The 26,232-nt window shown below is 41.6% G+C and carries 23 protein-coding genes and 1 pseudogene; 13 read left to right on the forward strand and 11 right to left on the reverse strand.

Features of this window, described 5'->3' with window-relative positions; genetic code table 11:
* Nucleotides 1-36: 36 nt before the first annotated feature.
* Entirely contained in the window at nt 37-1,815 is a 1,779-nt protein-coding gene (gene aspS, locus EGS47_RS11310) for an aspartate--tRNA ligase (RefSeq protein ID WP_005002444.1), read from the reverse strand.
* A gap of 142 nt (nt 1,816-1,957) precedes the next feature.
* The gene (locus EGS47_RS11315; RefSeq protein ID WP_125269648.1) at nt 1,958-2,731 is read right to left on the reverse strand and encodes a DUF4184 family protein; all 774 of its coding nucleotides are present in this window, start codon (nt 2,729-2,731) and stop codon (nt 1,958-1,960) included.
* A gap of 146 nt (nt 2,732-2,877) precedes the next feature.
* Here EGS47_RS11315 and znuD (EGS47_RS11320) point away from each other — a divergent pair, with 146 nt between their 5' ends.
* The 3 genes from znuD (EGS47_RS11320) to EGS47_RS11330 all read left to right on the forward strand — a co-directional run bounded on the left by znuD (EGS47_RS11320) (nt 2,878) and on the right by EGS47_RS11330 (nt 8,808).
* Complete coding sequence (gene znuD / locus EGS47_RS11320; protein ID WP_125269649.1) at nt 2,878-4,950, forward strand: zinc piracy TonB-dependent receptor ZnuD; 2,073 nt, start codon at nt 2,878-2,880, stop codon at nt 4,948-4,950.
* 220 nt (nt 4,951-5,170) lie between these two features.
* The gene (znuD, locus tag EGS47_RS11325; RefSeq protein ID WP_034699456.1) at nt 5,171-7,201 is read left to right on the forward strand and encodes a zinc piracy TonB-dependent receptor ZnuD; all 2,031 of its coding nucleotides are present in this window, start codon (nt 5,171-5,173) and stop codon (nt 7,199-7,201) included.
* Between the two features lie 143 nt (nt 7,202-7,344).
* Nucleotides 7,345-8,808: a phospholipase D family protein gene (locus EGS47_RS11330; protein ID WP_104794973.1), complete on the forward strand. Its 1,464-nt coding sequence runs from the start codon at nt 7,345-7,347 to the stop codon at nt 8,806-8,808.
* Nucleotides 8,809-8,886: 78 nt separating this feature from the next.
* Here EGS47_RS11330 and EGS47_RS11335 read toward each other — a convergent pair whose 3' ends face one another.
* Nucleotides 8,887-9,333 carry a hypothetical protein gene (locus EGS47_RS11335; protein WP_004992938.1) on the reverse strand — a complete coding sequence of 149 codons (447 nt, stop codon included), beginning with the start codon at nt 9,331-9,333 and terminating at the stop codon, nt 8,887-8,889.
* Between the two features lie 172 nt (nt 9,334-9,505).
* Between EGS47_RS11335 and EGS47_RS11340 the strand changes: the two genes are divergently transcribed.
* From EGS47_RS11340 to EGS47_RS11350, 3 genes are all read left to right on the forward strand, one after another.
* The gene (locus EGS47_RS11340) at nt 9,506-9,958 is read left to right on the forward strand and encodes an RcnB family protein (protein WP_104794974.1); all 453 of its coding nucleotides are present in this window, start codon (nt 9,506-9,508) and stop codon (nt 9,956-9,958) included.
* 147 nt (nt 9,959-10,105) lie between these two features.
* Complete coding sequence (locus EGS47_RS11345; protein WP_004994696.1) at nt 10,106-10,456, forward strand: RcnB family protein; 351 nt, start codon at nt 10,106-10,108, stop codon at nt 10,454-10,456.
* 358 nt (nt 10,457-10,814) lie between these two features.
* Nucleotides 10,815-11,237 (forward strand): RcnB family protein, encoded by a 423-nt coding sequence (locus tag EGS47_RS11350; RefSeq protein WP_125269650.1) that lies wholly within the window; start codon nt 10,815-10,817, stop codon nt 11,235-11,237.
* A gap of 45 nt (nt 11,238-11,282) precedes the next feature.
* On the opposite strand, the gene EGS47_RS11355 is transcribed toward EGS47_RS11350, so the two are convergent.
* The 4 genes from EGS47_RS11355 to EGS47_RS11370 form a co-directional block, all read right to left on the reverse strand.
* Nucleotides 11,283-11,777 (reverse strand): phosphate-starvation-inducible protein PsiE, encoded by a 495-nt coding sequence (locus tag EGS47_RS11355; RefSeq protein WP_104794975.1) that lies wholly within the window; start codon nt 11,775-11,777, stop codon nt 11,283-11,285.
* 144 nt (nt 11,778-11,921) lie between these two features.
* Nucleotides 11,922-13,703 (reverse strand): acyl-CoA dehydrogenase C-terminal domain-containing protein, encoded by a 1,782-nt coding sequence (locus tag EGS47_RS11360; RefSeq protein WP_125269651.1) that lies wholly within the window; start codon nt 13,701-13,703, stop codon nt 11,922-11,924.
* A gap of 189 nt (nt 13,704-13,892) precedes the next feature.
* The gene (locus EGS47_RS11365) at nt 13,893-15,695 is read right to left on the reverse strand and encodes an acyl-CoA dehydrogenase C-terminal domain-containing protein (RefSeq protein WP_004994688.1); all 1,803 of its coding nucleotides are present in this window, start codon (nt 15,693-15,695) and stop codon (nt 13,893-13,895) included.
* 289 nt (nt 15,696-15,984) lie between these two features.
* A complete protein-coding gene (locus tag EGS47_RS11370) occupies nt 15,985-16,365 on the reverse strand; it encodes a hypothetical protein (RefSeq protein WP_005002475.1) in 381 nt (126 codons plus the stop codon).
* 129 nt (nt 16,366-16,494) lie between these two features.
* Here EGS47_RS11370 and baeS point away from each other — a divergent pair, with 129 nt between their 5' ends.
* Nucleotides 16,495-18,192, forward strand: a complete 1,698-nt coding sequence (gene baeS, locus EGS47_RS11375) for a sensor histidine kinase efflux regulator BaeS (RefSeq protein WP_005002477.1) — start codon at nt 16,495-16,497, stop codon at nt 18,190-18,192.
* 6 nt (nt 18,193-18,198) lie between these two features.
* Nucleotides 18,199-18,885, forward strand: a complete 687-nt coding sequence (locus EGS47_RS11380) for a response regulator (protein ID WP_004992959.1) — start codon at nt 18,199-18,201, stop codon at nt 18,883-18,885.
* Between the two features lie 47 nt (nt 18,886-18,932).
* Here EGS47_RS11380 and EGS47_RS11385 read toward each other — a convergent pair whose 3' ends face one another.
* The 4 genes and pseudogenes from EGS47_RS11385 to EGS47_RS11395 form a co-directional block, all read right to left on the reverse strand.
* Nucleotides 18,933-19,310 carry an MmcQ/YjbR family DNA-binding protein gene (locus EGS47_RS11385; protein WP_005002479.1) on the reverse strand — a complete coding sequence of 126 codons (378 nt, stop codon included), beginning with the start codon at nt 19,308-19,310 and terminating at the stop codon, nt 18,933-18,935.
* A 49-nt stretch (nt 19,311-19,359) separates the two neighbouring features.
* A pseudogene (locus EGS47_RS18685) lies at nt 19,360-19,431 on the reverse strand (L,D-transpeptidase catalytic domain protein); the annotation flags it as partial.
* 137 nt (nt 19,432-19,568) lie between these two features.
* On the reverse strand, nt 19,569-21,011 hold the full coding sequence (locus EGS47_RS11390) for a protein adenylyltransferase SelO (protein WP_005002480.1): 1,443 nt from the start codon (nt 21,009-21,011) through the stop codon (nt 19,569-19,571).
* 124 nt (nt 21,012-21,135) lie between these two features.
* The gene (locus EGS47_RS11395) at nt 21,136-21,924 is read right to left on the reverse strand and encodes an SDR family oxidoreductase (protein WP_005002488.1); all 789 of its coding nucleotides are present in this window, start codon (nt 21,922-21,924) and stop codon (nt 21,136-21,138) included.
* Between the two features lie 141 nt (nt 21,925-22,065).
* On the opposite strand from EGS47_RS11395, the gene mazG reads away from it, so the two are divergent.
* From mazG to panB, 5 genes are all read left to right on the forward strand, one after another.
* Nucleotides 22,066-22,839 (forward strand): nucleoside triphosphate pyrophosphohydrolase, encoded by a 774-nt coding sequence (gene mazG, locus EGS47_RS11400; protein WP_005002490.1) that lies wholly within the window; start codon nt 22,066-22,068, stop codon nt 22,837-22,839.
* Nucleotides 22,840-22,854: 15 nt separating this feature from the next.
* Nucleotides 22,855-23,316: a ComEA family DNA-binding protein gene (locus tag EGS47_RS11405; protein WP_005002492.1), complete on the forward strand. Its 462-nt coding sequence runs from the start codon at nt 22,855-22,857 to the stop codon at nt 23,314-23,316.
* Nucleotides 23,317-23,446: 130 nt separating this feature from the next.
* A complete protein-coding gene (gene pcnB / locus EGS47_RS11410; protein ID WP_005002496.1) occupies nt 23,447-24,901 on the forward strand; it encodes a polynucleotide adenylyltransferase PcnB in 1,455 nt (484 codons plus the stop codon).
* Nucleotides 24,898-25,386 carry a 2-amino-4-hydroxy-6-hydroxymethyldihydropteridine diphosphokinase gene (folK, locus tag EGS47_RS11415; RefSeq protein ID WP_005002497.1) on the forward strand — a complete coding sequence of 163 codons (489 nt, stop codon included), beginning with the start codon at nt 24,898-24,900 and terminating at the stop codon, nt 25,384-25,386. The genes pcnB and folK overlap by 4 nt, the downstream gene beginning before the upstream one ends.
* 36 nt (nt 25,387-25,422) lie before the next feature.
* A complete protein-coding gene (gene panB / locus EGS47_RS11420) occupies nt 25,423-26,232 on the forward strand; it encodes a 3-methyl-2-oxobutanoate hydroxymethyltransferase (RefSeq protein WP_010588722.1) in 810 nt (269 codons plus the stop codon).

Below are 26,232 nucleotides of genomic sequence, written 5' to 3' on the forward strand. Positions count from 1 at the left end.
CATATTGCTGGCTTCTTTTAAAGATTTTACAGTCAGTTAATCTTCTTTCTTAGGCTGCTCACGCAAACGAATACCCAAATCACGTAACTGATTTGGTTCCACTGGTGCAGGTGCCTGCGTCAATGGACATTCAGCTGTCTTGGTTTTCGGGAATGCAATCACATCACGAATAGACGAAGCACCTGTCATTAGCATGACTAAACGATCCAGACCAAAAGCCAAACCGCCGTGCGGAGGAGCACCATAACGCAATGCATTTAACAAGAAACTGAATTTTTCTTCGGCTTCTTCTTCACCAATACCCAAAGCTTCAAAAATCGCTTTTTGCATGTCTAAAGTATAAATACGTAGTGAACCACCACCGATTTCAGTACCATTAAGCACCATATCGTATGCAACAGAAAGTGCCTCACCAGGATTCGACTTAACTTCTTCAACGCTTGATTTTGGCAAAGTAAATGGATGGTGAACCGATGTCCATTTACCATCGTCAGTTTCTTCAAACATTGGGAAATCAACGACCCAAAGTGGCGCCCATTCGCATGTTGTAAGTTTTAGGTCATGACCGATTTTAACACGTAGCGCGCCCATCGCATCATTCACAACTTTGGCTTTATCCGCACCGAAGAATACGATGTCACCATTTTCTGCACCGACACGTTTAAGCAGATCAAGTACGATCGGTTCAATAAACTTCACGATTGGAGATTGTAAACCTTCAATGCCTTTTTCTAGCTCATTGACTTTAATATAAGCTAAACCTTTCGCACCGTAGATACCGACAAATTTAGTATATTCATCAATCGCACTACGTGGCAATGAACCTGCACCTGGTACACGTAAAGCCACAATACGACCTTTAGGATCTTTGGCTGGACCTGCAAAAACTTTAAATTCAACGTCTTGCATTAAGTCAGCAACGTCAACCAATTTTAGTGGAATACGCATGTCTGGCTTGTCAGATGCGTAATCACGCATGGCATCGTTATAAGTCATACGTTCAAATTTATCGAACTTGACCCCAAGCAAATCGTTAAATAATTTAACGGTCATGCCTTCCATCAAATCCATAATGTCATCATCATTTAAGAATGATGTTTCAATGTCGATTTGGGTAAATTCTGGTTGACGATCCGCACGTAAGTCTTCGTCACGGAAACATTTGGCAATCTGGTAATAACGATCAATACCACCCACCATCAACAATTGTTTAAATAATTGTGGTGATTGCGGTAGGGCGTAGAAGCTTCCATTTTGAACACGGCTTGGGACTAAATAGTCACGCGCACCTTCTGGTGTTGCACGAGTCAAAATTGGTGTTTCAACGTCTAGAAAACCATTGTCATCTAAATAGTTACGAATTAAAGTCGTTGCTTTAGAACGTAAACGTAAGCGCTCTAACATTTCAGGACGACGGATATCAAGGAAACGATATTTTAAACGATGTTCTTCAGAGACATTGATATTGTCATCATTCAATGGGAATGGCGGTGTTTCAGATTGTGCAAGAACTTCAATTTCTTTGCCCAAAACCTCAATTTGACCACTGACCATATTGGCATTTTCAGTGCCTGCATAGCGACGACGAACACGACCCGTAATTTTAAGAACAAATTCAGAGCGCGCTTTGTCTGCGGTGGCAAAGGCTTCTGGGGTATCAGGGTCGATTACGACTTGCACTAAACCATCACGGTCACGCATGTCTAGGAAAATAACCCCACCGTGATCACGGCGACGGTGTACCCATCCGCAAAGAGTTACGGTCTGGTCAATTTGGGCTTCTGTTAAAGAGCCACAGTAATGAGTTCGCATCATATTTTAAAATCCAAACTATATTGGCTGTAGGGGCGTATACGTAAACAGCGTACCGCCAGTGAATCAGCGATTATGCCTTTTTGAAGGAGCACTCACAAGAACTTGAGCGTAAAACAGCAAAAAAACACAGCAAATTGAAAGCTTAATTCTGTTTTTGAGCACTGAATGCCTTAAGCCATTTCATCAGAATAAAAATGAGACAGCTCAAACTAAAACTGATGAGAAAACCACGTGAAAAATAATTAATCGCTTTGCCTGTAACGGCATAGGTATCTGTATGCCAGAGCTGAGTGTCGAGTTGTTGCCAATAGCTAAAAAGAAAATAGCTGCCTACAGCGAGCGAGAGAAATATCACAAGACTTAATGATTGATATGATGCGCGTTGTTTTTGAATACGATATTCAATTATATACCGATAACACATCCAGCCTAAAATCGGCAAACTCACCACAGAGGTTGTAAGTTGTAAAAATCGATGAATAGGATAAGTTCGCCCTAAAAATACGATGTCCTGACTGAGTAAGCCTTGAAATGCAAAGGTTCTAAAATCGTCATGTGTGAGTCCATCCCAGAGAATATGTGTTGCACAGCCTATGATGACTCCCAATATACAAGCCATACAAAAACTACAGAACCGATTAAAAGTAGCCAGATTTAAATCATCTTGTAGAGAGAGCCAGTAATACAACACAGGGCGATACAGTACATACCACAGTACGCAAAAAATAAGTCCAAGCAATAAATCTGGAATAATTAAGCCTGCCCATTCATGGCTAATCGTGACATTTTCATCTGTAAATAATCGTACTAAATCTGGTGTCATACAGCCTATTGCCAACGCACCAATGGGCAATTTGTATCGAGTGATTTTGGCGATAGGGGGAGCAAGAACCGCATGGGATAAAGTAAAAGGCATAAATATAAAGAAATAAATTTTGGATCAAGATCGGGTCTGAGTGTAAAGCTTTAGAGAATGAATGTTTTTTATTGCAAAACAAATGAAATGTTATATTATAACAAAAATTAAGAAGATTTTAAGATTTTAAGAATTCGAGGCTTTATATGTTCTTTAAAAAGAATGCACTGACTGTATCGTTATTTGCAGCGATCTGTGGCGTAACACACGCAGCAGAGCAACAGACTGGGATACAAAAATTAGAAACTATCGAAGTTAGCGCACATCCTCTGGTGCAAAGTGCTGTGGATTATGCGGCTGCTGACAATATTATTAAGAATGATCAATTGCGGCAGGGTGGCGCAACAATTGGTGAAGCTTTAAGTCAACAGGTTGGGGTTTATTCCAATCAGTTTGGACCAGGTGCAAGTCGTCCCGTTATTCGTGGGCAAGATGGTGCGCGGGTCAAAGTTTTAGACAATGCCTCTGAAACGATGGATGTTTCCACTTTATCTCCCGATCACGCCGTCACAGTCGATCCAATTTTGGCGAAGCAAGTTGAAATTATTCGAGGGCCCTCAACTTTACTGTACGGTGCAGGTACAGTGGGTGGGTTGGTGAATGTTACCGATAGTAAAATTCCAACTCAAATGCCTGAAGGTGGATATGAGGGGCAGATTGGACTGCGCTATAACACAGGCAGCGATGAAAAGTTAGCAGCTGCGGGAGTTACAGTTGGTTTGGGTGATCAGGTCGCGCTACGTGTTGAAGGTTTAAAGCGTGATGCTAACAATTATATTGCACCTGATTATGTTCATGAAGGTGAAAGAGAGCGTCGAGTCGATAATACCTTTGCCAAATCAGAGAACGTCAGTGTAGGTTTGTCATGGATCTATGATCGAGGTTTTACTGGAGTTTCTTATACCAATCGTCAGGATCAATACGGTTTGCCGGGTCATAGCCATGAGTATGAAAGCTGTCATCCGCATGGTACACATCTACATTGTGGTGGGCATGATGGCCATGATGATGAGCATGATCACGACGGTCATGATCATGATGAGGATGGACATGATCATGCTGGCCCGTGGGTCGACCTCAAATCTGAACGTTATGATTTTAGAACAGAGCTGGATGATCCATTTGCAGGCTTTAAAAAGTTACTGGCACAGGCCAGTTATACAGACTATAAACATGATGAAATTGAGGAAGGTGAAGCTGCAACGACATTTAAAAGTACAGGTTATGATGCTCGTTTAGAGTTGGTGCATCAGCCGATTGGCATGTGGGAAGGGGTGTTAGGTACACAATTTGGCCGTCAAAAGCTGGATATTACCGGTGAAGAATCCATCTTTGCAGGGCCGAGTACTACGGATAAATGGAGCGTATTTGCTTTAGAACATACGCAGTGGAAAGATGTACATTTTGAAGTGGCAGCACGTTTTGATCAGCAACAAATTGATATTGATTCGTCGCAAAAAGATTACAATGACCATACTTTTTCTTATTCAGGTGCAGCCAATTGGTTATTTGCGCCGAATTATAAATTGTCATTAGTCGCTTCGCATCAGGAGCGTATGCCACTGGCACAAGAGCTTTATGCCAATGGGAAACATCTCGCCACCAATACTTATGAAATTGGCAATGAAAACCTAAACCCAGAAAAATCCAATAATATCGAACTGGGGTTTCATTACGATACGGACAAGCTGAATTATCATGTACATGTATTCCATAACTGGTTTGATGACTATATCTATGCTCGTACACTGGATCGTTATGAGAACTTCCGACTTGTGCAATACACACAAGATGAAGCACGTTTTTATGGGGTAGAAGGTGAAATCTCTTATCAACTTTCTCCACGTTATAAAACGACGTTGTTTGGAGATTATGTTCGCGGAAAAATTGATGCTGAAGGTGATGCACCACGTATGCCTGGAGGACGTTTAGGAACACGTTTTGATGCGGACTTTGGAGACGGTTTTTCTGGAATGGCAGAGTACTCTCACGTGTTTAACCAAGACAAAATCGCAGCTTATGAAACTGAGACAGACGGCTATAACATGGTGAATCTAGGGGTTGCCTATGCAGCACGAGTCAGTAATAAAACGGATTATCGGGTTTATTTAAAAGCCAATAACCTGCTGGATGAAACAGTGTATAACCATGCATCGTTTTTATCCAACATCCCTCAAGTTGGACGAAACTTTACGTTGGGGATCGATTTTAGTTTCTAAAGCAGTGGTTTTTAAATATTCACATGGAGCCTATGATATAGGCTTCATGTTTTTGAAATGTTATATTGTTCTATTCATCTTTTGCTTAAATTAGACTTAATTTATTGTCGAAACCATAAAAGTCATATTGCTAATGGAAATAATGATACCGCACTGAATTTTCTTGAAAAATATATAATATATTATAACGTAACATGTGATTAGCATCTGGATGATCATCATGTTTAAAAAAACACATATATTTGCACTTTCTATTCTTTCATTGTCTATACAACATGCTTTTGCGCAAAATTCTCAACAGGAAGTCGATGTCAATGATTTACCTACAATTGAATTGCAAGCTCAGTCTACGCCAAAAGATCATCTCAATCATGCAGCAGGTGACACGGTCATCGGGAAAGACCAATTGGTTCAGGGTGCAACTACAATTGGCAATGCCTTAAATGGTCAGGCAGGTATCTACTCAGCTCAATACACGGGGGGCGTAAGCCGCCCTGTGATTCGAGGTCAGGATGGGGCACGTGTCAAGATTACTCAAAATGGGGGCGATCCATTAGATGTTTCTTCGGTTTCACCTGATCATGCAGTCACGGTCGATCCCAATTCGGCAGATCAGATCGAAGTCTTAAGAGGCCCGGAAACATTAATGTATGGTGCGGGTTCTGTTGGTGGTTTGGTCAATGTGATCGATCATAAAATTCCTGAAACAATGCCAGAAAATGGCTATGAAGGGCGTATAGGTGCGCGTTATAACACGGGTGATGATGGTTTGGTTTATTCGGGTGATACCACAATCGGTTTGGGGCGTCAGGTTGCTTTAAATTTGGGTGCTGTAAAACGCGATGCCAATAACTATATTTTACCGAATGATCTACAAAGCGATTCACGCCGTGAAGATAGCACCTTTGCTAAATCCCATGATTATCATGCAGGCTTGTCATGGATTTATGATCGTGGTTATACCGGAGTTTCCTATAGTGAACGTCATGATAAATATGGTATTCCTGGAGATGTCGATTCAGACTGGGAACCTGACCACAACATGATGTTGACCATTCCTGCGGAACATGAGGACGACGGTGAAAATGGAAGTTCATCGTGGATTAATTTAAAACAAAAACGTTATGACGTTAAAACCCAATTGAATGATCCATTTGTGGGATTTAGCCGCTTAACTGCTCAGGCCAACCACACGACGTATCAACATGCCGAAATGGATGGCGATACGCCAGCTACACTGTTTCATAGTACAGGTACAGATATGCGTATTGTTTTAGACAATCATCCGTGGGCAGGTTGGAATGGTCAAATGGGCGCACAATTTACTCGCCAAAAACTGACCATCGATGGCGAAGAAGCTTTGATGGCACCCACAGACACCGAACGTTACAGTTTATTTGCCTTACAGACGAAACAGTTTGGTCCAGTCACGACGAAACTCTTTACACGTATTGATCATCAAGATACAAGTGTGGACTCAGATCAGAAAAACTTTAATGGTACGGCCTATTCTGTTGCAGGTGAAAGCGCTTGGGAATTTACACCGAATCATAAAATTTCACTTGATGCATCCCATCAAGAACGTTCTCCAATGGCTCAGGAATTATATTCGAATGGAGGATTACATGGACCCACAAAAAGTTTCGAATTTGGTAATGACGAATTAACACAAGAAAAATCCAATAATATCAATTTGGGTTTCCATGGCGACCAAGACGCGCTTCAGTACAACTTAACTGTTTACCATAATTGGTTTGATAACTTTATCTATGCAAATACCATCGACCGTAAGGGAGATTTTCGTTCTATACATTATGACCAAACAGATGCACGTTTTTATGGCGTTGATGGTGATATTAGCTACCAGATGAGTGCGCGCTATAATGCAGGCTTATTTGGTGATTATGTGCGTGCCAAGCTCTATGATAATGGTAATGCACCACGTATTCCGGGTGGGCGAATGGGAACACGTATCAAGGCAGATTTTGGTGAAGGATACTCTGGTACAGCCGAGTACTATCATGTCTTTCATCAGGATGATATTGCCAACTACGAAACCGAAGGCAAGAGTTATAATATGGTAAATCTAGGCTTGGCTTATCAGGGGCAGTTGAACCCAAAAACAGGCTACCAGTTATATGCCAAAGCCAATAATCTGCTCGATAGTAAAGTCTATTTACACGAGTCTTTCCTCTCTGATGTGCCACAAATAGGTCGAAACTTTAGTGTGGGCATCGATTTTAATTTTTAAATCTCTAATATTTTTACCTGAAGGAAGATGTGAGATCTTCCTTTTGTGTTTTTGCAGCTTGAGATAAGCCAATTTAACCAAATGTGTCTTGAAAAATAAGGAAATAAACTCTAGCCTGAACCTAATTGTTTAGGTTGTTTGTTATGCGTATTTTTCAACGAATTCACAAAAAGCTGAATTGGTCGGGGCGTCGTTACGTTGCACTGATCGCAGGTGTATTAGCCCTGAGTTATATTGCTTCCGCGATTTATCATGTCTATAAACCCTTACCCGATGGTTTAAATTTTACGGGTAAATTACGTCATGCAGAGGTTAAATTTCTTTCTGATCAAACTTATGTGAATGCTCAAGGTCAACAACAGCAGGATCATCAAATTTTTGATGAAATTTTGAATCTGATCCATCAGGCGAAAACCACCATTGTTCTGGATATGTTCTTATTTAATTCAGAAACAGGTGAATCCAAACTGACACAGCGACCATTAACACAGCAACTTACCCAAGCCTTGATTCAAAAACGGCACGAATCTCCGAATGTTGAAATTACGCTGATTACTGATCCGATTAATTCGGTTTACGGCGGTATCTTGCCTGAACATTATCGACAATTACGTCAGGCAGGCATTGATATCATCGAAACTAACCTCACTCCATTACGTGCCTCGAATCCAACTTGGTCTGGACTCTGGTATCTCTGTTGTCAGGATCTAGGTAATAATCCTGAAAAGGGCTGGTTACCAAATCCATTTGGCAAGGAAAAAATTACTTTACGCAGTTATTTGCAACTGGCTAATTTTAAGGCAAATCATCGTAAGACCTTGGTGGTGAATACCGATGACGGCTGGAAATCTTTGGTGACTTCAGCCAATCCTCATGATGGCAGTTCACGCCATTCCAACGTCGCTTTATTGGTGTCAGGCCCAACAGCCATGGATCTGTTGAAAACTGAACAAAGTGTGGCGCAAATGTCTTCGGGTTCATCACCTATGATGGTGATGGGTGAAATCAACGCCAGTCATCAGGCGCCCCAAGTTCAGGTTTTGACTGAAGCGGCAATATATCATGCGGTAGTGGATTTAATTCAGTCCGCAAAAGCCAACGATCAAATTGATCTGGCGATGTTTTATTTGTCCGAACGTCAAATTGTGAATGATTTAAAAGCAGCGCAAAAACGTGGCGTGAAATTAAGGGTTTTACTTGATCCGAATAAAGATGCTTTTGGACGTCAAAAAAATGGCATTCCCAATCGTCAAGTGGCTTCAGAGTTACATGCTGCAGGCGTTCCTGTGCGTTGGTGCGACACTCATGGTGAACAATGCCACAGTAAAATGATCATTAAATCTAACCCGACTCAGGCTGAGATGATTTTAGGCTCGGCTAATTTTACTGCACGTAATTTGAAAAATTATAATCTGGAAACGGATATGTTGGTGCAAGGACAAACTCAGGATGCCGTTTTTCAAGATGCGGAGCGTTACTTTAATACTGCATGGTCGAATCTGAATGGTCGTCAAATGAGTGTCGATTATTCCAAATATGCAGATGAGTCCAAGCTCAAATATTGGACTTATCGTTTTATGGAATGGTCGGGACTTTCTACTTTTTAATGATTTTGCTTAAAAGCGAATCCAATGCTGATCAAAAAGAGAGATTATTGCTCTCTTTTTGATTTTTTATATCGGCTGTTAATGCGTTGGAGGAATTAGTTCATCCAATTCTTGAGCTGATAATTCATCCAGTCCTGCCAAATCGGTTGAAATTTTCCATTGGCTTTCATCTTCTACCGGATTGGGTAAACGTGCTTCGAGCCAGTCACACACAACATCTGGCGTAAAATCTGGATGATTACATTGAATGACCCACGCCAAAAATTCTTTTGGTTCACCATTCATATAGGGTGGAGGAGAAACTGGAAAAAACTGGGTGGGTAACCGTTCATTGGTCGATAAATAATTCAACACATGTCCCAGCTCTTGCACCGTTTGCCAAGCCAGCGGGTGTTCAACATCAATCTGAAATTTAAACCACCATGCATCTTTACCATCCGCGCCATGTGCATCGATTCGGCTTTCCTGAATGCTTGGTATTTTACTAAAAAATTGATAAAGGCGTTCAAAACTTAATTCAGCCACAAGCTCTCAATCCAGTCATACAAGGAACCTCTAGTATAGCGGCTTTTTCAATAAAGAAATGTGAAGCATGCCACGCAGTACAACTTTAAATGGAACCTACATTTATTATGCAGAAATTGTTTGTTTTTAAGCTAATATAATAGGGTATTTAAAGAATAAGAAGGGCGATACGATGCGTATTTATGGTGTATATGCCTGTATGGTTGCAATCTTACTCAGTCTCTCCACTGTAAGTATGGCTGAAAATCAATGGGGAAATTATCGTGGTGTAGAACGTCCTAAACCACCGTCACGACCACCGCAATGGAATCGACCTCCACCGCCTTATTATGGGCATCGTCCTCCATCAAATGGACATTATCCTCATTATCCGCAGCGACCTCATCAGGGGAGTTATATTGAATATCACTACCAGCCTCATACTCAGTATGAGTATCGAACTGAGCGCTATGTATTTGTTCGTGGTAATACTTTACCTATCGAATATCGTAATGAACAATATTATCTCAATGACTGGTCTGGACATCAGCTTGACGAGCCAACATGGGGAACACGCTGGTATTCAGTAGGCGGGCATTATTTACTGATTTCAGATGATAACTTTCGTATTGAGCTTGTACGTTAATCGACGATATTGAGGAATCATGGTGTGTTACATATTCTTCATCTTTAAGGAAGCAAGCTTACAATCTTTAGCAAAATCAGGCTTTTCATCCATGCTTTCTCCTTGACTGTCGCCTAATCTGGAGACAGATCAAAAGAGGATGAACTCATGAAAATATCATTGAAGATGACACTGGCTGCACTGGCTTTGGGTATTTCGGCCACCACGATGGCAGCACCCAATGACTGGAATCAATATCGTGGCGTCGATCGTCATTATCATCACGCTCCGCCTAAAGCACCACCAAAATGGTCAAACTCACATCATGAACGTGATCGTTATGTGAGTTTTAGAAAAGGCGATCGCTTACCTTATCAATATCGTGACAACCGTTATCACGTGTCAAATTGGCGTAATTCGCGCTTATCTGCACCGCCACGTGGCTATCATTGGGTAAGAGCAGATGGTCGCTATTTATTGGTATCAAATAGTAACCATCGTATTTATGCAGTTCGATAAATTGTTTGAGTCATCATAAAATCCAGCATCGCAATGATCTGACCCCCAAAATTTGGATGGTTTGATTAAGCGGTTTCTAAGGACTGAGTTCTGTACAGGACTCAGCCTTTTTAATTTTACGCAGAAAGCCGATTTCATCACTGAAGTGAGACTTAACGATGAAGCCTGTGCCAAAGCTTGAAGTGTCCTCTTTACTTGGATTTATGGAGGTTTTTTAAGTTAATTTACAATGAAATATGAAGCGTATTACAACCCACTAAAATCATAACAATTGATTGCAGATATGGGTCTTTTATTCATGATTTCTCCCAGAGCATTTTCTACACTTTAGACTTGGTGTTATTGCGGACAACTGGATATGAAAAGGATCATTTCCGTTTCACTTTGTGTGTGTATGCTTGGTGTATCCACACTTTCACTGGCTGATCCACCGCCTCCAGATTGGGGTGGACGTGGTTGGGGGCATTATCATGGCGGGCCAGATCGACATGCAGATTGGCATCGTCACGATTGGCGAGCTTATGGACCACCGCCACCTAGGGTGATCGAAAATCGTTACTATTATGCACCACCGCCACGATATTACCGAGTACATGATTTCAGACCCAGTTATCGTTTGCCACCGCAATATTTAGCGGAACGTTATTATGTGAATAACTGGTATGACTATCAACTGCCACCGCCTCCACCGCAACACCGCTGGGCATATATCGATGGACGCTATGTGTTAGTCGCTGTTGCTACAGGAATTATTGCCCAGATTCTTTTTGGCGGGCATTAAGACGATTTTTCTCAAACACCATTATCTGAGCAGGGTAGTGGTTTTTTATGCCAATTCATCATCTTCTGGTCGCGGGGTTTCTCCTTTGGCCAATGGACGTTCCTGATGTTTATCCCGAATGACAGATGGATAATGCCATGATGCATAGCGGACGATTAAAATCGCGATAGCCAAAATCAAGATCGAGCCTGTCACGATCAGCAGATCAACATCGGCCTGATGGTTATGTTGAATATCTGAGATCAATAAGCGAGTTAATGCAGTAATGGCAACATAAATGAGAAATCGCACTGGCATGTGGTTGGTTTTAAAATAAATTCCAACCATTGCGCCAAGTTCTAAATAGATGAATAACAATAAAATGTCGTCAATCGTGGCATATTTTTTAACGGTAAAAATATCGATGGTGGTATGAATTGCTGACCATGCCACCATACAGCCAATAATAAACAACGCCAGATAATGAAAAGCTTCGACGGCGCGATTACCGAGTTTATCCAGAAAAGCCTCTAGATTTTTGGGGGACTTGAGAGTGGGCATGACTAAGCTTCTTATAATGACAGATGATGGTTATTAAATATCAAGCAAATTTCATGCACATGACGTTTTGATTGACGTAATTTGAAAATCTAAGAGTATAAAAAAACGCCTAATGAATCAGGCGTTTTGATTTGAAAGAATCAATTAGGATTGAGTGGTAAAGTATTCTTCACTAAAACTCATGACTAACTCAGAGCCTGCTTCAATTTTTTTGATGCGAGTTTCAAGTTCTGGCAGGATACGCGCAACAAAGTACTGAGCAAGAGAAAGTTTATTTTGATAGAAATCGCCTGATTTTTCTTGTGCAGCGGCTGCAATTTTGGCAAACATATAGGCAAAGCTGAGTAAGCCAACAGCATGCAAATAATCAACGGCTGCTGCATTTGGGAAATCAACATTTTCTGCTGCTTGTTGCAAAATAAATTGAGTTACCGCTTCAACTTCAGTGGCTGCATCAAGTGTTGCATCTTTAATGAAGTTCAGGTCAGAACTGAGCGTATTGGCAAAATCGCGGATTTCGGCAATATATTCAGCAATAAATGCACCGCCAGATTTAATGGTTTTACGACCAATTAAATCCTGTGACTGAACGCCATTAGTACCTTCATAAATTTGTGAAATACGCAGGTCACGAATACATTGTTCCATGCCCCATTCACGAATATAACCATGTCCACCAAAGCACATTTGCGCATCAAGCGTCGCTTGGAAAGCAGTATCTGTTAAATACGCTTTGGCGATCGGTGTCAGCAATGCAACACGATTATTGGCTTTTTTAACAGCTTCAGCATCCGTTGAAAATTTGGTAATGTCGAGTTGTTGACCCACATACACTGCAAAAGCACGAGATGCTTCATTATTGGCACGGGCATTCAGCAACATGCGACGGACATCGCCATGCACTAAAATACTATCTGCTGGTTTATTTGGAGATTGTACACCTGCTGCACTACGACCCTGTAAACGATCTGTCGCATATTGAGCCGCATTTTGGTAGGCAAATTCAGATGCGCCAAGACCCTGAATCCCCATTGATAAACGCTCATAGTTCATCATGACGAACATAGCAGCCAGACCTTCGTTTTCCTTACCGACAAGGAAACCTTTGGCACCGTCAAAATTCATGACACAAGTAGCAGAAGCTTTGATGCCCATTTTATGTTCAATCGAACCTGGACCAACCGCATTGCGTTCACCGACTGAACCATCTTCATTAACCATAAATTTTGGTACGATAAAGAGCGAAATACCACGCGAACCTGCAGGTGCATCAGGTGTTTTAGCCAAGACTAGATGAATGATATTTTCAGCAAGGTCGTGATCACCACCTGTGATGAAGATTTTAGTACCTGTGATGTTATAGGTACCATCTGCATTCGGTTCAGCTTTGGTTTTAATAATCCCTAAGTCTGTACCTGCATGTGGCTCAGTTAAGCACATAGTACCTGACCATTCACCTGAATAAATTTTAGGTAAATAAGTCTCTTTTTGCTCTTGCGATGCATAACTGTTGAGTGCCATACCTGCACCGACAGAAAGAAGCGGGTAGAGCATAAACGATGGATTAGTAGCAAATAGCATTTCGTCGGCAAGAACAGTCAGCATTTTTGGCATGCCTTGACCGCCCCATTCTTCATCTGCACCTAAACCGATCCAACCGCCTTGCGCATACTGTTGAAATGCATCTTTAAAACCAGCAGGGGTAAAGACATTGCCGTTTTCATAACGTGCGCCTTCTTCATCACCAGTACGGTTTAAGGGCAAAGTTACGTTTTGTGCAAATTTAGCCATTTCTTCTAAAATGGCTTCAGCAGTTGCAGCATCAATATGAGCCAGATTTTCATTGGCTTGCCAGAATTGTTCTGCTTTGAATACGTCATTTAAGATAAAGCGCATGTCTGCAAGGGGAGCGTTGTAAATTGGCATCGTTTTTCACCTTTGTTCTTTTTACATTTATGTGTTTAATATTACACAGAAAATGTAATTCATCAGTATGTTTTGATTGGCATTAATTTAACATTGATTTGATAAAAAAAGGACTGTCAAAACTGATCAGTCCTTTTTTATTAGTATGCAATTGTTTTCACTCATGCACACATGTTAGGCAGGTTCAGATTAGAACGCAAAGTGTTCTGCATCTAATGCCATAAGTGGTTCTAAGCCAGTTGAAAGTACATCGACATGCGAACGAACACGTGGCAAGATTTTCTTGAAGTAGAAACGTGCAGTGGTGACTTTAGCGTTGTAGAAGTCAACATCTGTTGTACCTGCCGCTAATGTTTCCTGAGCAACCAATGCCATACGTACCCATAAATAAGCCAGTGTGACATAACCAGAGAAGTATAGGTAATCAACTGCTGCTGCACCGACTTCATCAGGGTTTTGCATCGCACGCATACCAATTTGCATAGTGAGATCGCCCCATTCTTTGTTCAAGGCAGCCAAAGGTTCAACAAACTCTTTCAAGGCTGCATTGTCTTTGTTCGCTTCAACAAATTTATGAATGATTTTGGTGAAATCACGTAGCATCGCACCTTGAGTTTGTAGAACTTTACGACCTAACAAATCAAGTGCCTGAATTTCAGTGGTTCCTTCGTATAGGCAAGAGATACGTGTATCACGAACAATTTGTTCCATGCCATGCTCAGAAATAAAGCCATGACCACCGAATACCTGTACGCCGTGTTTGGCTGACTCTGAACCTGTTTCAGTCAGGAATGCTTTCGCAATTGGAGTCAACAATGAAAGAATATTGTCCGCAAATTTGCGTTCTTCTTCAGTTGTACCTTGCTCAACTACGTCTGCGTATTGAGACAAGAAGTAAACAAGAGCACGACCACCTTCCGCAAATGCTTTTTGAGTCAATAACATGTTACGTACAGCAGGATGTACAATAATCGGATCTGCTTCTTTTTCAGGTGCTTTAGGACCAGAAAGAGCGCGCATCGCCAAACGATCTTTGGCATAAGCCAATGCACCTTGGAACGATGCTTCAGATGCAGATAAACCTTGAACCGCTGTACCAATACGCGCTGTATTCATGAAGGTAAACATGGCGTGTAAACCGCGATTTTCAGGTCCGATTAAGAAGCCTTTTGCATTGTCAAAGTTAATGACGCAAGTCGCGTTACCATGAATACCCATTTTATGTTCAATAGAACCACAACGAACGGCATTGCGGTCACCTAAAGAACCATCAGCATTTACATTGAATTTTGGTACGATAAATAATGAAATACCTTTGGTACCTTTAGGGGCACCAGGTAAGCGCGCAAGCACGATATGAATGATGTTTTCAGCCATGTCGTGTTCGCCAGCAGAGATAAAGATTTTCTCGCCAGAGATTGCAAAACTACCATCTTCATTTGGTTCAGCTTTAGAGCGGATGATACCAAGGTCTGAACCCGCATGAGATTCAGTTAAACACATGGTTCCTGTCCATTCACCAGAAACAAGTTTTGGCAAATAAGTTGATTTTTGCTCATCAGAACCATGATGCTCAATAGTACGTACCGCACCATGAGATAGACCTGGGTACATGCCCCATGCCCAGTTTGCTGCACCGACCATTTCAGAAATGGCCGTCCCTAGTGAACCCGGTAAACCTTGACCGCCATGTTCTTCAGGCACTGCAAGAGAAGGGAAACCGAGTTCGATATATTTTTGATAGGCTTCTTTAAAACCTGTAGGTGTGGTGACAACGCCGTCATTCCATGTACAACCTTCACGGTCACCGATTTGGTTCAGTGGAGAAAGTTCGTTTTCACAAAAATCCGCAGCGGCTTCTAAATATTGATCCACCAATTCACGGCTGACGTTTTCCTGAAATGCAGGAAGTTTTGCATAGTGTTCTTCGGCATTTAATAATTCATGCAAAACAAATTGCATATCACGTAGCGGCGCTTTGTATTGTGGCATATCGGGTTCCTCAATACTGGTTAAACCAGAGTTATAATCCTAATCAACGATAATGGTGTCTGATGACACATCTTTTACTTTTACATCGTGCAACAACTTATTTATATGTACAAGCATTTGCGCGTGAACATCCATGACTGTAAAGTCAAAGAAAATGCTGTTGAAACACCTAAGTACATTGAGTCTAAACACTTTTATCTAATTTTTTATGAAAGGAATAGTCAAAAAACGTAAAAAGTTGTGTCCACAAAAAAAGACGCTTGCGCGTCTTTTAACGATTAGATTTTGCTTATGAGGCTCTAACTGGTGCGGTTGGAGCAGGTGGAGCCATGCGATCGTCCATTTTGTTCGGTTTAAAACGTATTTGACAGGTTCCATCAATGGTTTTATCACCCACTTTGACTTGAATGGCTTGACCTACTGTTTTACCCACACAGGCTTGTTGAATTTGTTCAAACTGAGCTTGACGTTCAGCACGACGTTGCTGCATTTCAGCGCGTTGTTCAGGGGTTAATTTATGACGTTTCATAAAATGTTTGCCTTGAGGGCCGTCATCCATCATATGACGCGCGGGTGGTTCTTGCGGACCTGTTGTAGATTGACAGGCAGCTAGACTTCCCATCGTGACCACTGTTGCAGCAAGCATGACAACTTTAGATAACTTATTCATTTTGATCCCCACATTTATGTTGATTTCATGCATTAAAGATTAAGTAATAAACATGAAGAAACAATGGAGAGTTTTTTGAGTGAGTGTTCGCTACAATAGTGAATATAGAAGAAAAATGAGAGTTTACTTTTGAAGATTCGTCGTGTGCCCATCGCCTTGCGTCTGTTTCTGACTGTATTATTGACTACATTGGTCATTACTACATTAAGTCTGGGCGTTTTGCATTGGACCATGCAGAAAAACTTTGCCCGATATGTGGCAGATGTTGAAATGCAAAAGCTGGATCATCTTATTACCAATTTGGGCAATGTTTACAGCGTTTATCATGACTGGGGCAATGCGATTCAGGCGCAGATTTTACAGATTGAAGGGGATGCTGCTCCAGACGATTATGACCGTTTGTCTCGTTGGTGGTTGCGCCGTCAATATGATATTGCACTGCAACAGCGGATGTTTAAAGAACAAACCTTGTTGAGTCTTTCTCCAGAACTTTCACATAATATTGAGTTTCAAAATCGTCCAATTTTGGATGAGCAAGAACGCAAATTTATTGAGGATAATTTACCTTCTGAATATCAGCCATTTGAAGGGCTTAAATTTCCACTCAGTTCCAATCAAAATTTATTTCGTCCCAACGACAAAAATAAAGATCCCCATCGACCACCCCGTCTTTCTGAAATGGCGGGCATGATGCCGCAAGACGGCAAAAAGCGCTTTATTTCCATGCCTGACCGATTGGGGCTAAGTTCACGCCTTTCGCTGTATGATGTTCATCATCAGTTTGTCGTTGGTGAACCATCGAATGAACAACTGTCTTTTCGACCGATTATGGTTGGTAATCAGGTTGTCGGTTATTTGGGCTTAAAACCTGTACTGGATCAGGATGATGCCTTAAGTATCAACTTCTTTAGTAATCAAAAACGCTTTTTACTGTTAATTTATACTTTCTCTGTACTGGCAAGTTTAGTGGCGGCATTATTACTCGCGACCTATTTTAAAAAACCAATTCAGCGTTTATTGAACGCCACTCGTGAATTGACGCAGGGGAATTATCAACATCAGGTCACGATTAAACGGAATGATGAGCTCGGCGATCTGGCCGCACAATTAAACCAGTTGGCGATAATTTTGGATCAACATGAACAGTCACGCCGACAATGGGTGGCGGATACTTCGCATGAATTAAAAACTCCGCTGAGTGTGTTACAGGCGCAGATTGAAGCCATGCAAGATGGGATTCGCAAAGCCAGCCCTGAACATTTAGATGCCATGATGCGTCAGGTGACGAGCCTGAAGAAACTCACACAGGATTTGGGTGATTTGGCTCAGGCAGATGCACAGCAACTAAAATGTTATTTTACCGAGGTCAATCCATGGGAGGCGATGGTACAAGAAGTTGATAACTTTAAGCCGAAGTTTGAACAAGCAGGGCTTAACGTTTCTATAAATGGTCAAGGTACACTTTTACAATTGGATATAGACCGTTTTAAACAAATTATGGTCAACTTGCTGAGTAATAGTGTTCGCTATACTGAACAAGGCGGCCAGATTCATATTCATACGCAGGAAACCAGTCAGCATTGGAGTGTCATTGTGGATGATAGTCCATTGGGTGTCGATGATGAACAGCTTCAACGTTTAGGCGAACGCTTCTACCGTGTAGATGATTCCCGTACCCGCAGTACAGGGGGGACAGGTTTGGGGCTGGCACTTTCATGTAAGCTTGCGCAGGCTTTGGGTGGACGTTTAAGCTTTGCACATTCACCGCTGGGTGGTCTACGCTGTATTTTGACCTTTCCAAAAACACAGTCTATACATAAGGAATAATTGACGATGAAACATGTAATGTTGGTTGAAGATGAAGTTGAACTGGCTCATCTGGTGCGTGACTATCTGCAAGCCGCAGGTTTTGAAGTCAGTATGTTTCATGATGGTCAGGAAGCGTATGATAGCTTTTTACAGCGTAAACCTAGCTTAATGGTATTGGACTTGATGGTGCCACGTATGGATGGACTGACCATTTGCCGTAAAGTTCGGGAACAGTCCGATTTACCGATTATTATGGTGACGGCGCGCACCGAAGAAATTGACCGTGTGCTTGGTTTAAATATGGGCGCAGATGACTATGTGTGTAAACCATTTAGTCCTAAAGAGCTGGTTGCGCGAGTACAGGCGGTATTGCGTCGTTTAGACCGTAAGGCAGAACCTGAGCAAAATGATTTATTCCGAATTGATAAAGCGCAGCAACGAATCTGGTATCAACAAAAATCGTTAAGTTTAACGCCTACTGAGTTTCGTCTTTTGGAATTGTTTTTGGAACATGTCGGACAGGTTTATTCGCGTGCACAGTTATTAGATCATATTAATCCAGATAGTTTTGATGTGGCGGATCGTGTCATTGATAGTCATATTAAAAACTTACGCCGAAAGGTGACTGAGGCTGCGGATACAGGCAATCGTCATGAATGGATTCAGGCCGTTTATGGGGTTGGCTATCGTTTTGAATATCCAGAAGATTAAAAAATAATATGAGCAGCATGATGGATTGCTGCTCATCCAAAATTTACTTATTTACTCGACAGAAGCTTGATACGCATTTTTTGGGTTTTATTCAATTTACTGACCACGAGCGCGTATGAAGATTTAACCATATCTTCAATAAAATCTGCGTCAATATTCTGCCCCTCAAATATCGAAATCCAGTGTTTTTTGTTCATGTGATAGCCTGATGTAATTGAGGGATATAACTCTTTTAATTCATCTGCTTGTTCTGGTTTAATTTTGAGATTGATAAACTTCTGTTGCTTCAGTTCGCCTGTTAATAAGAAAATTTTGTCAAAGACCTTGATCACATTACACTGAGGGCCAAAGGGATGAGATAACACAGTTTCAGGTTGTTCCAGCGCAATCTGGATAGCCAATTTTTGTATTTTTTCTGCGTTCATTGATGTTCCTCATACAAGGATAGATCTCGATTGTTGTGTTATTTTTGACTCATTGCCAAATTTCATCCATGTCACGATTTGACACCGCAACACAACCCCATGTCCAGTCATCTTTTGGCAGTCATAATAAGTTGGTTGTTTATTCTACATATTATGTTCAAAGACTTATATTTGATTCGTCATAAGAAATTATCCTGTGGATAATCACAATGTTATCCACAGAAAATGGGGATAACTGTGATTATTCTTCAACCCTGATTAGGACGAACAACTCACCATCACTTCAGGGAGATCGCTAGGAAGTGGTGCTAAATCTTCAGGTCGTTCCAGCTCAGGTTGTGGGGTGAACGGGTGACGTAATAAACTAAATAATCGTTCGACTTCACTCAAATCACCACGCTCAGCCTGTTCGATGGCTTTTTGCGCCATATGGTTTCTTAAAATATAAACTGGATTGGACTGTTGCATCTGAGCATTCAGTTGTTCAATATCCTGCTGTTCACGAATAGCATGGTAACTTTGTAAAAACTCATCGAACTGACGAATATCCAGACAATCATCACGAAGCGCTTTGTATTGCTGATTTTGTAGGCGCAGAAAACTTTGCGTGTAATCCAGTTGTTCGGTTTGCAAAATGCGTAGAAAAGCCATACCACAGTCAAAGCTATCTTTATGAACATTAGGCAGTCCCATTTTTTGACATAGACCTTCGGTATAGGCTGCTAAAAAAGTCGGTTCAAAATCTTCGAGACAATCGGCTAATTGCGTTTTAAACTTTTCTTTATCTTCAGGCTTGGCTAGAGGAATGAGATTGTTGAGCCACATCCATAAATTCCAATGCGCAATGCTTGGCTGATTTTGATAGGCATAACGACCCTGATGATCTGAGTGGTTATTGATCCAATTGGGGCGAAAGCGCTCCATAAACCCATAAGGGCCAAAGTCCAGCGTTGAACCAGTTATATTTAAATTATCGGTATTCATGACCCCATGAGCAAATCCCACCAGTTGCCATTGTGCGATCATTTTGGCCGTGTTTTTAATCACGCCTTGTGCAAAAGCCAGAATTGGTTGTTCAGTTTCCATAGCTTCTGGATAATGCCATTCGATACATTTTTGAGTAAATTCTGCGAGTAATTCAGGCGCATATTGATTGATCCATTCAAAATGCCCCAAACGAATATGACAATCGGAACTGCGTAATAACATTGCGCCTTGTTCTAGTGTTTCACGTTGTACACCCTGACTTGATGTCGTAAAACCCACCGCATTACTCGACGCAATACCTAAACTGTTTAAAGCATGTCCTGCCAGATATTCACGAATCACTGAACGCAACACCGCACGACCATCGCCCATCCGCGAATAAGGCGTCAGACCTGCACCTTTTAAATGTAAGTCGATAGTTTGACCTGAACGATTCAAAATCTGAGCGATCAATAAGCCTCGACCATCACCGAGTTGACCCGCCCACTGTCCAAATTGGTGTCCCGCATAGACCATAGCCAGTGGCGGAAATTCTGCAAAGGTTTTTTGTCCACTGCAAATTTCAACCCATTGCTGTTTATCTTGTTCTGACCATTGTAAATCATCCGCCAGTTCAGCATTAAAATGCCCTGCTTGAGCCCCTTTCAGTGGTACAGGCATTTGTTGATGATAAAGCTTTGGACTTAAGTCTGGATAACGTGAATTGAAATACATGGCAAAGGAGGGATCAGGGGCTGTAAAAGCACTATAGCAAATAATTCCGCCTCTGCCTAAGCCACAAACTTTCTAGTCGAGTCGGATTATTTTATCTGGATCGTCTTTAGCGAGAGGTTTACTGTTATCTGGAGAGTTTCTTTCTTCGACTGATCATTAAGTTACTCAAACGATTTAAAAACTGCGGGCTGATGCTGGATAATTGATACAAAACTTTGGCTTTTACACCGATCGGTGTATGCGTTGCCCGAAAAACATGATCTTTTTGTTGCGCGAGTTTTAACACTTCTTTGGCAACGTCAGATGGCGTGAGCGTAATGCCCATATTTTGAATACTGCCTGCATCCATATTTTTAACCATTGCGGTTTGTACAAAGAGCGGCATGACATCCAAAACCCGAATACCATATTTTTGCCATTCCACATCCAACGCTTCAGTCAGTCCACGGACTGCAAATTTACTGGCTGAATAAGAACTCAAATCCGCCTGTCCATAAATGGCAGAAGCCGATGACAGATTAATGATGCGAGCCGAACGAGCTTGTTTGAGATAAGCTAAAGCTGCATGGCAGCCATTGAGTACGCCTTTGACATTAATATCAAGGGTTCGCTGATGGGCTTGGATATTGGTATGTTCAAATGCACCCGAGTAGAGGATGCCTGCATTATTGACCAGAACATTAAGTTCACCTGCCCATTGTGCAAACTGTTGCAAACTACGCTGCCAGTTGTCGTAATCACTGACATCCAGATAGCCTGCGAAGGCACGAGAACCTAATTCTTTAGCAAGTTTTTGACTCTGGATCTCATTAATATCAAAAATACCGACCAGATAGCCGTGTTGATAAAAAGTGCGTGCAATTTCAGCCCCAATCCCTTGAGCTGCACCTGTAATCAGGATACTTTGAGCCATATTTTTCTCATTTGTTTTGGGTAAACGGTTTTAATAGATTTTTGTTAAAAGAGCATGCGCATTTCCAATGCGCTGAGTCCACATCATAACAAATCTGTTTTTGAAATGAATGCGCTTCGATGACTTATAAAGGAGTTAAACATGCAACAACTACTCAATATTATGCGTGAATTACGTGAAAAGTGTCCGTGGGATCGTGAGCAAACGCCTTTAAGTCTAACCCCATATGCGATTGAAGAAGCTTATGAAGTTGAAGCTGCGGTTCGCGAAGGCCATCTGGATGAGATTCGAGATGAGCTAGGTGACTTACTGTTACAAGTGGTGTTTCAGGCACAAATGTATAGTGAACAAGGGGCTTTTGATTTTCAGGACGTGGTCGATGCGATTTGTGAAAAACTGATTCGTCGTCATCCACACGTATTTCAAGCGGAACAGTTTTCAGCACTTGATCCTGATCAGGTGAGCGAGTTATGGCAACAGATTAAGCAGCAGGAAAAACAGGGTAAACCCAAGTCACGTTTATATGAGATCAAACATGGTCCTGCACTCAATCAGGCACAGGAACTCCAAAAGAAAGCGGCAAAGCTAGGATTTGACTTTGAGACGATTGAAGATGCTTATGGCAAAGTAAAAGAGGAGCTTGGCGAGTTTGAACAGGCACTTCAGGCGCAACAATCCGATGAAATACATGAAGAATTTGGAGATTGCCTATTTTCTCTGATCAACGTTGGACGTAAACTTGGGCTGTCCAGCGAATCCGCACTTCTGGCCACCATTTTTAAGTTTAGACAACGTTTTGCGTATATTGAGCAGCAAGCGACTTTACAACAAAAAATTTTAGAAGAGATGAGTCTACAAGAAATGGATGCGCTCTGGGATCAGGCGAAACAACAATTAAAACTTGGGTCTTTATAATCAGGTCTTTATAAAATGGCAATGTTACACAAGATGATTACGTTACGACAACTTTCACTCTATTGGATTCAGATCAGTATTTTGTGTTTATTCTCAAGCATATTACATGCTCAACAATTTGATCAATCTTATCAATCATGGAAAACTCAGCAACAAGCGCATGATCAGCGTTTAAAAGCATCTTCTTCTACAACGGACTATTATTTGGGTAAGCCAAGCTTACAAAATACTTCAGCAACATCAAAACAATCATCATCTAAAAATAATTCTTCAAAAAAATTGGGAAGCAAGATTAATCTCAATACAGCTTCTACACAGGAACTGCAACAGCTCAATGGCATTGGAGAGAAAAAAGCACAAGCGATCGTTGATTATCGTAACCAGAATGGTCAATTTAGATCAGTCAATGATTTGCTCAATATTAAAGGGATCGGGCCAAAATTTATTGAAAAAAATAAATCAAATCTTGGTTTATAATACGCAGGATTTAACAAGATTTTTGAGCTAAGTGCCTAATCATTGAGAGAATCAAATTGCCCTTTAGGCGGGTTAGAGATATGATTAGCGCATCTTATCATTTACGTTCAGACGTAGGAGACAGCGTCTTTTGCAAACTTTGCGCGCGTCAAAATGTGGTTTATCTACAACGCAACTTCCTTCTTCTATCTTAGATGTGATCGATAGTCTGACCAAAGCGGGCTATGAAGCCTATATCGTTGGTGGTGGGGTTAGGGATCTCATGTTAGGTCTTAATCCAAAAGATTTTGATGCCGTCACCAATGCTACACCTGCTCAGGTAAAAGAAGTTTTTGGACGACGTTGTCGTATTATTGGACGACGTTTTGAGTTGGCACATGTGTATTCTGGTCGTGAACTGATTGAAGTTGCGACTTTCCGTGCGCCGCCTAAAAAGGCAGTCACCAGTACATCAGGTATGATCTTGCGTGATAATAACTGGGGCACCATCGAACAAGACTTTGCTCGACGTGATTTTTCAATTAATGCGCTGTATTATCAACCACGCAAAGGTATTGTGCTGGATTTTTGTGATGCCATTTCCGATATTGATCATAAAACACTACGCTTATTGGGTGATCCGAAACAGCGTTTTGAAGAAGATCCAGTCAGAATGCTTCGTACACTGCGTTTTGCAGCCAAATTAAATTTTGATATTGATCCACAGATTTTAAAAATCTTTGATGTGGACATGACGCAACTGTTACGTGATGTATCGCCACATCGTTTATATGATGAATCGCAAAAATTATTCACGATGGGGCATTTGGCTCGTGTTTTACCAATGCTCATCGAATTTGATATCTGGAAGCAATTATTTGCAGATATCAAGCCAGATATCAGCAAATTTATTGAACGTGCCGCAAAAAATACCGATCAGCGTATTCAAATTGGTAAAACCATTAACCCTGCATTTTTCTATGCAGTGTTGTTATGGAAGCCTTTTTTAGAGCGTTGTGATTTTTATCTGGCGAAAGGCATTGTTCCTGCTGAAGCCCGTGCGCAGGCAGGTTTAGACGTACTTAAGCGCCAAGCCACCCGTACTGTTATTCCTCGTTTTGCAGAAACTTTTATTCGTGAAGTTTGGGAAATGCAGGTACGTTTACTTAATCCTAAACCTCAACAAATTGAAGCACTCGCAAGTCATGCGCGTTTCCGTGCAGGTTTTGACTTCTTGTTGTTGCGTGAAAAATCGGGTGATGATTCAACGCAAGGCATGGGGCAATGGTGGGATCATTATCAGTCCCTGTCGAGTGATGAAAAAGAAACTGCGATTAGCCAATATAATCGGCAACGTGCTAAGACGCGCCGTAAACAAAATATTGAAGCAAACGAATCTAAAGACACTACGGCTGAAATTGAACCTTTAGTCAACGTACCAGAAGCACGTAGTCGCCGCGCGCGCCGTGAACAACCGCATAGTAAAGACCATGTGGCTCGTAGTCCCGAATCTTCGACGGCAAATCTCAATACTGATCACCCAATTATGAAGCGTAAACGGGTACAGCGTGATTTGAGTCAGGTTGTTTTTGGACCCACTCAATGAGTGTTGTCACCTATATTGGGATGGGCAGTAATTTAGGTGATTCCCGTCAGATTCTTCAATATGCAGTTCAGCGTTTAAAAGATTTGGGTCAGGTTCAGGTTTCTCGACTTTATCAAAGTCCTCCGATGGGACCGCAGGATCAACCGCATTATTATAATGCAGCGGCACAGTTAATCACTTCGCTTGAACCTTTGGATTTGCTGGATCAATTACAGCGTATTGAACAAGAAGCAGGTAGAGTACGTCTGCGCCGTTGGGGTGAGCGTACATTGGATCTGGATTTACTTATTTATGCTGAGCAAGATATTCAAAATCAGCGTTTGACTGTGCCACATCTTGGGTTACTTGAACGTGATTTTGTGATTGTACCTTTGTTGGATATTGATGCTGATCTCATTGTAAAAGGTCAAACGCTAAAAGATTTAGAACTGGTAAAACATCCGTCTTTAACTGTTGTGGCGGATCGCAACTGGGTTGAAAAATAACTTGCCTGTTCGGGTTGGTTGATAGAGGACATCATGATGATTAGTCTAAGTGACTTAAGAAAATTTAAAAGCGAAGGACGTAAGTTTTCCTGCCTGACCTGCTACGATGCGAGCATGGCCAAAGCGATGGAGCTTGCTGAGGTTGATTCAATTTTGATTGGTGATTCTCTGGGAATGGCAATTCAGGGTCATGACTCTACGTTGCCTGTGACTGTTGATGATATGGCTTACCACACCGCTGCGGTACGGCGTGGAAACAGCCATGCATTTATCATGACTGATCTACCCTTTATGAGCTATGCCACCTTAAATGATGCTTTGCAAAGTGCCAAAAAAGTCATGCAGGCAGGCGCGCAAATGATCAAAATCGAAGGTGGTGCATGGCTCAGTGAATCTGTTCGTGTATTGACACAAAACGGTATTCCTGTTTGTGTACACTTGGGTTTAACTCCACAATCTGTGCATGTGTTTGGTGGTTATAAATTACAAGCCAGAACTCGTGAAGCCGCAGATCAGTTAATCGCAGACTGTACTGCGGTGGTGGACGCAGGTGCTGCGATTTTATTATTGGAATGTGTTCCTGCACAATTGGGTCAGGAAATCGCTGAATTATTTCCAAACATTCCTGTTATTGGGATTGGGGCTGGTCATCAAACCGATGGTCAGGTCTTGGTGGTACAAGATATGCTGGGTTTGACATTCGGGCGCGTGGCACGATTTGTACGTAACTTTATGAAAGAACAATCAGGTGAAACTGCGATTGTGGATGCGTTTAAAGCTTACCATGCAGCTGTGCAAGATCAATCTTTCCCAGCACCAGAACATACTTTTCAGGTCGAGTTATAA

Source organism: Acinetobacter sp. FDAARGOS_515 (genome assembly GCF_003938865.1).
GTDB classification, from domain to species: domain Bacteria; phylum Pseudomonadota; class Gammaproteobacteria; order Pseudomonadales; family Moraxellaceae; genus Acinetobacter; species Acinetobacter ursingii.

Coding starts and splice junctions, on each gene's coding strand:
- aspS (WP_005002444.1), bottom strand. CDS start 1,815: ATGATGCGAACTCATTACTGTGGCTCTTTAACAGAAGCCCAAATTGAC.
- EGS47_RS11315 (WP_125269648.1), bottom strand. CDS start 2,731: ATGCCTTTTACTTTATCCCATGCGGTTCTTGCTCCCCCTATCGCCAAA.
- znuD (WP_125269649.1), top strand. CDS start 2,878: ATGTTCTTTAAAAAGAATGCACTGACTGTATCGTTATTTGCAGCGATC.
- znuD (WP_034699456.1), top strand. CDS start 5,171: ATGTTTAAAAAAACACATATATTTGCACTTTCTATTCTTTCATTGTCT.
- EGS47_RS11330 (WP_104794973.1), top strand. CDS start 7,345: ATGCGTATTTTTCAACGAATTCACAAAAAGCTGAATTGGTCGGGGCGT.
- EGS47_RS11340 (WP_104794974.1), top strand. CDS start 9,506: ATGCGTATTTATGGTGTATATGCCTGTATGGTTGCAATCTTACTCAGT.
- EGS47_RS11345 (WP_004994696.1), top strand. CDS start 10,106: ATGAAAATATCATTGAAGATGACACTGGCTGCACTGGCTTTGGGTATT.
- EGS47_RS11350 (WP_125269650.1), top strand. CDS start 10,815: ATGAAAAGGATCATTTCCGTTTCACTTTGTGTGTGTATGCTTGGTGTA.
- EGS47_RS11355 (WP_104794975.1), bottom strand. CDS start 11,777: ATGCCCACTCTCAAGTCCCCCAAAAATCTAGAGGCTTTTCTGGATAAA.
- EGS47_RS11360 (WP_125269651.1), bottom strand. CDS start 13,703: ATGCCAATTTACAACGCTCCCCTTGCAGACATGCGCTTTATCTTAAAT.
- EGS47_RS11365 (WP_004994688.1), bottom strand. CDS start 15,695: ATGCCACAATACAAAGCGCCGCTACGTGATATGCAATTTGTTTTGCAT.
- EGS47_RS11370 (WP_005002475.1), bottom strand. CDS start 16,365: ATGAATAAGTTATCTAAAGTTGTCATGCTTGCTGCAACAGTGGTCACG.
- EGS47_RS11380 (WP_004992959.1), top strand. CDS start 18,199: ATGAAACATGTAATGTTGGTTGAAGATGAAGTTGAACTGGCTCATCTG.
- EGS47_RS11385 (WP_005002479.1), bottom strand. CDS start 19,310: ATGAACGCAGAAAAAATACAAAAATTGGCTATCCAGATTGCGCTGGAA.
- EGS47_RS11390 (WP_005002480.1), bottom strand. CDS start 21,011: ATGTATTTCAATTCACGTTATCCAGACTTAAGTCCAAAGCTTTATCAT.
- EGS47_RS11395 (WP_005002488.1), bottom strand. CDS start 21,924: ATGGCTCAAAGTATCCTGATTACAGGTGCAGCTCAAGGGATTGGGGCT.
- mazG (WP_005002490.1), top strand. CDS start 22,066: ATGCAACAACTACTCAATATTATGCGTGAATTACGTGAAAAGTGTCCG.
- EGS47_RS11405 (WP_005002492.1), top strand. CDS start 22,855: ATGGCAATGTTACACAAGATGATTACGTTACGACAACTTTCACTCTAT.
- folK (WP_005002497.1), top strand. CDS start 24,898: ATGAGTGTTGTCACCTATATTGGGATGGGCAGTAATTTAGGTGATTCC.
- panB (WP_010588722.1), top strand. CDS start 25,423: ATGATTAGTCTAAGTGACTTAAGAAAATTTAAAAGCGAAGGACGTAAG.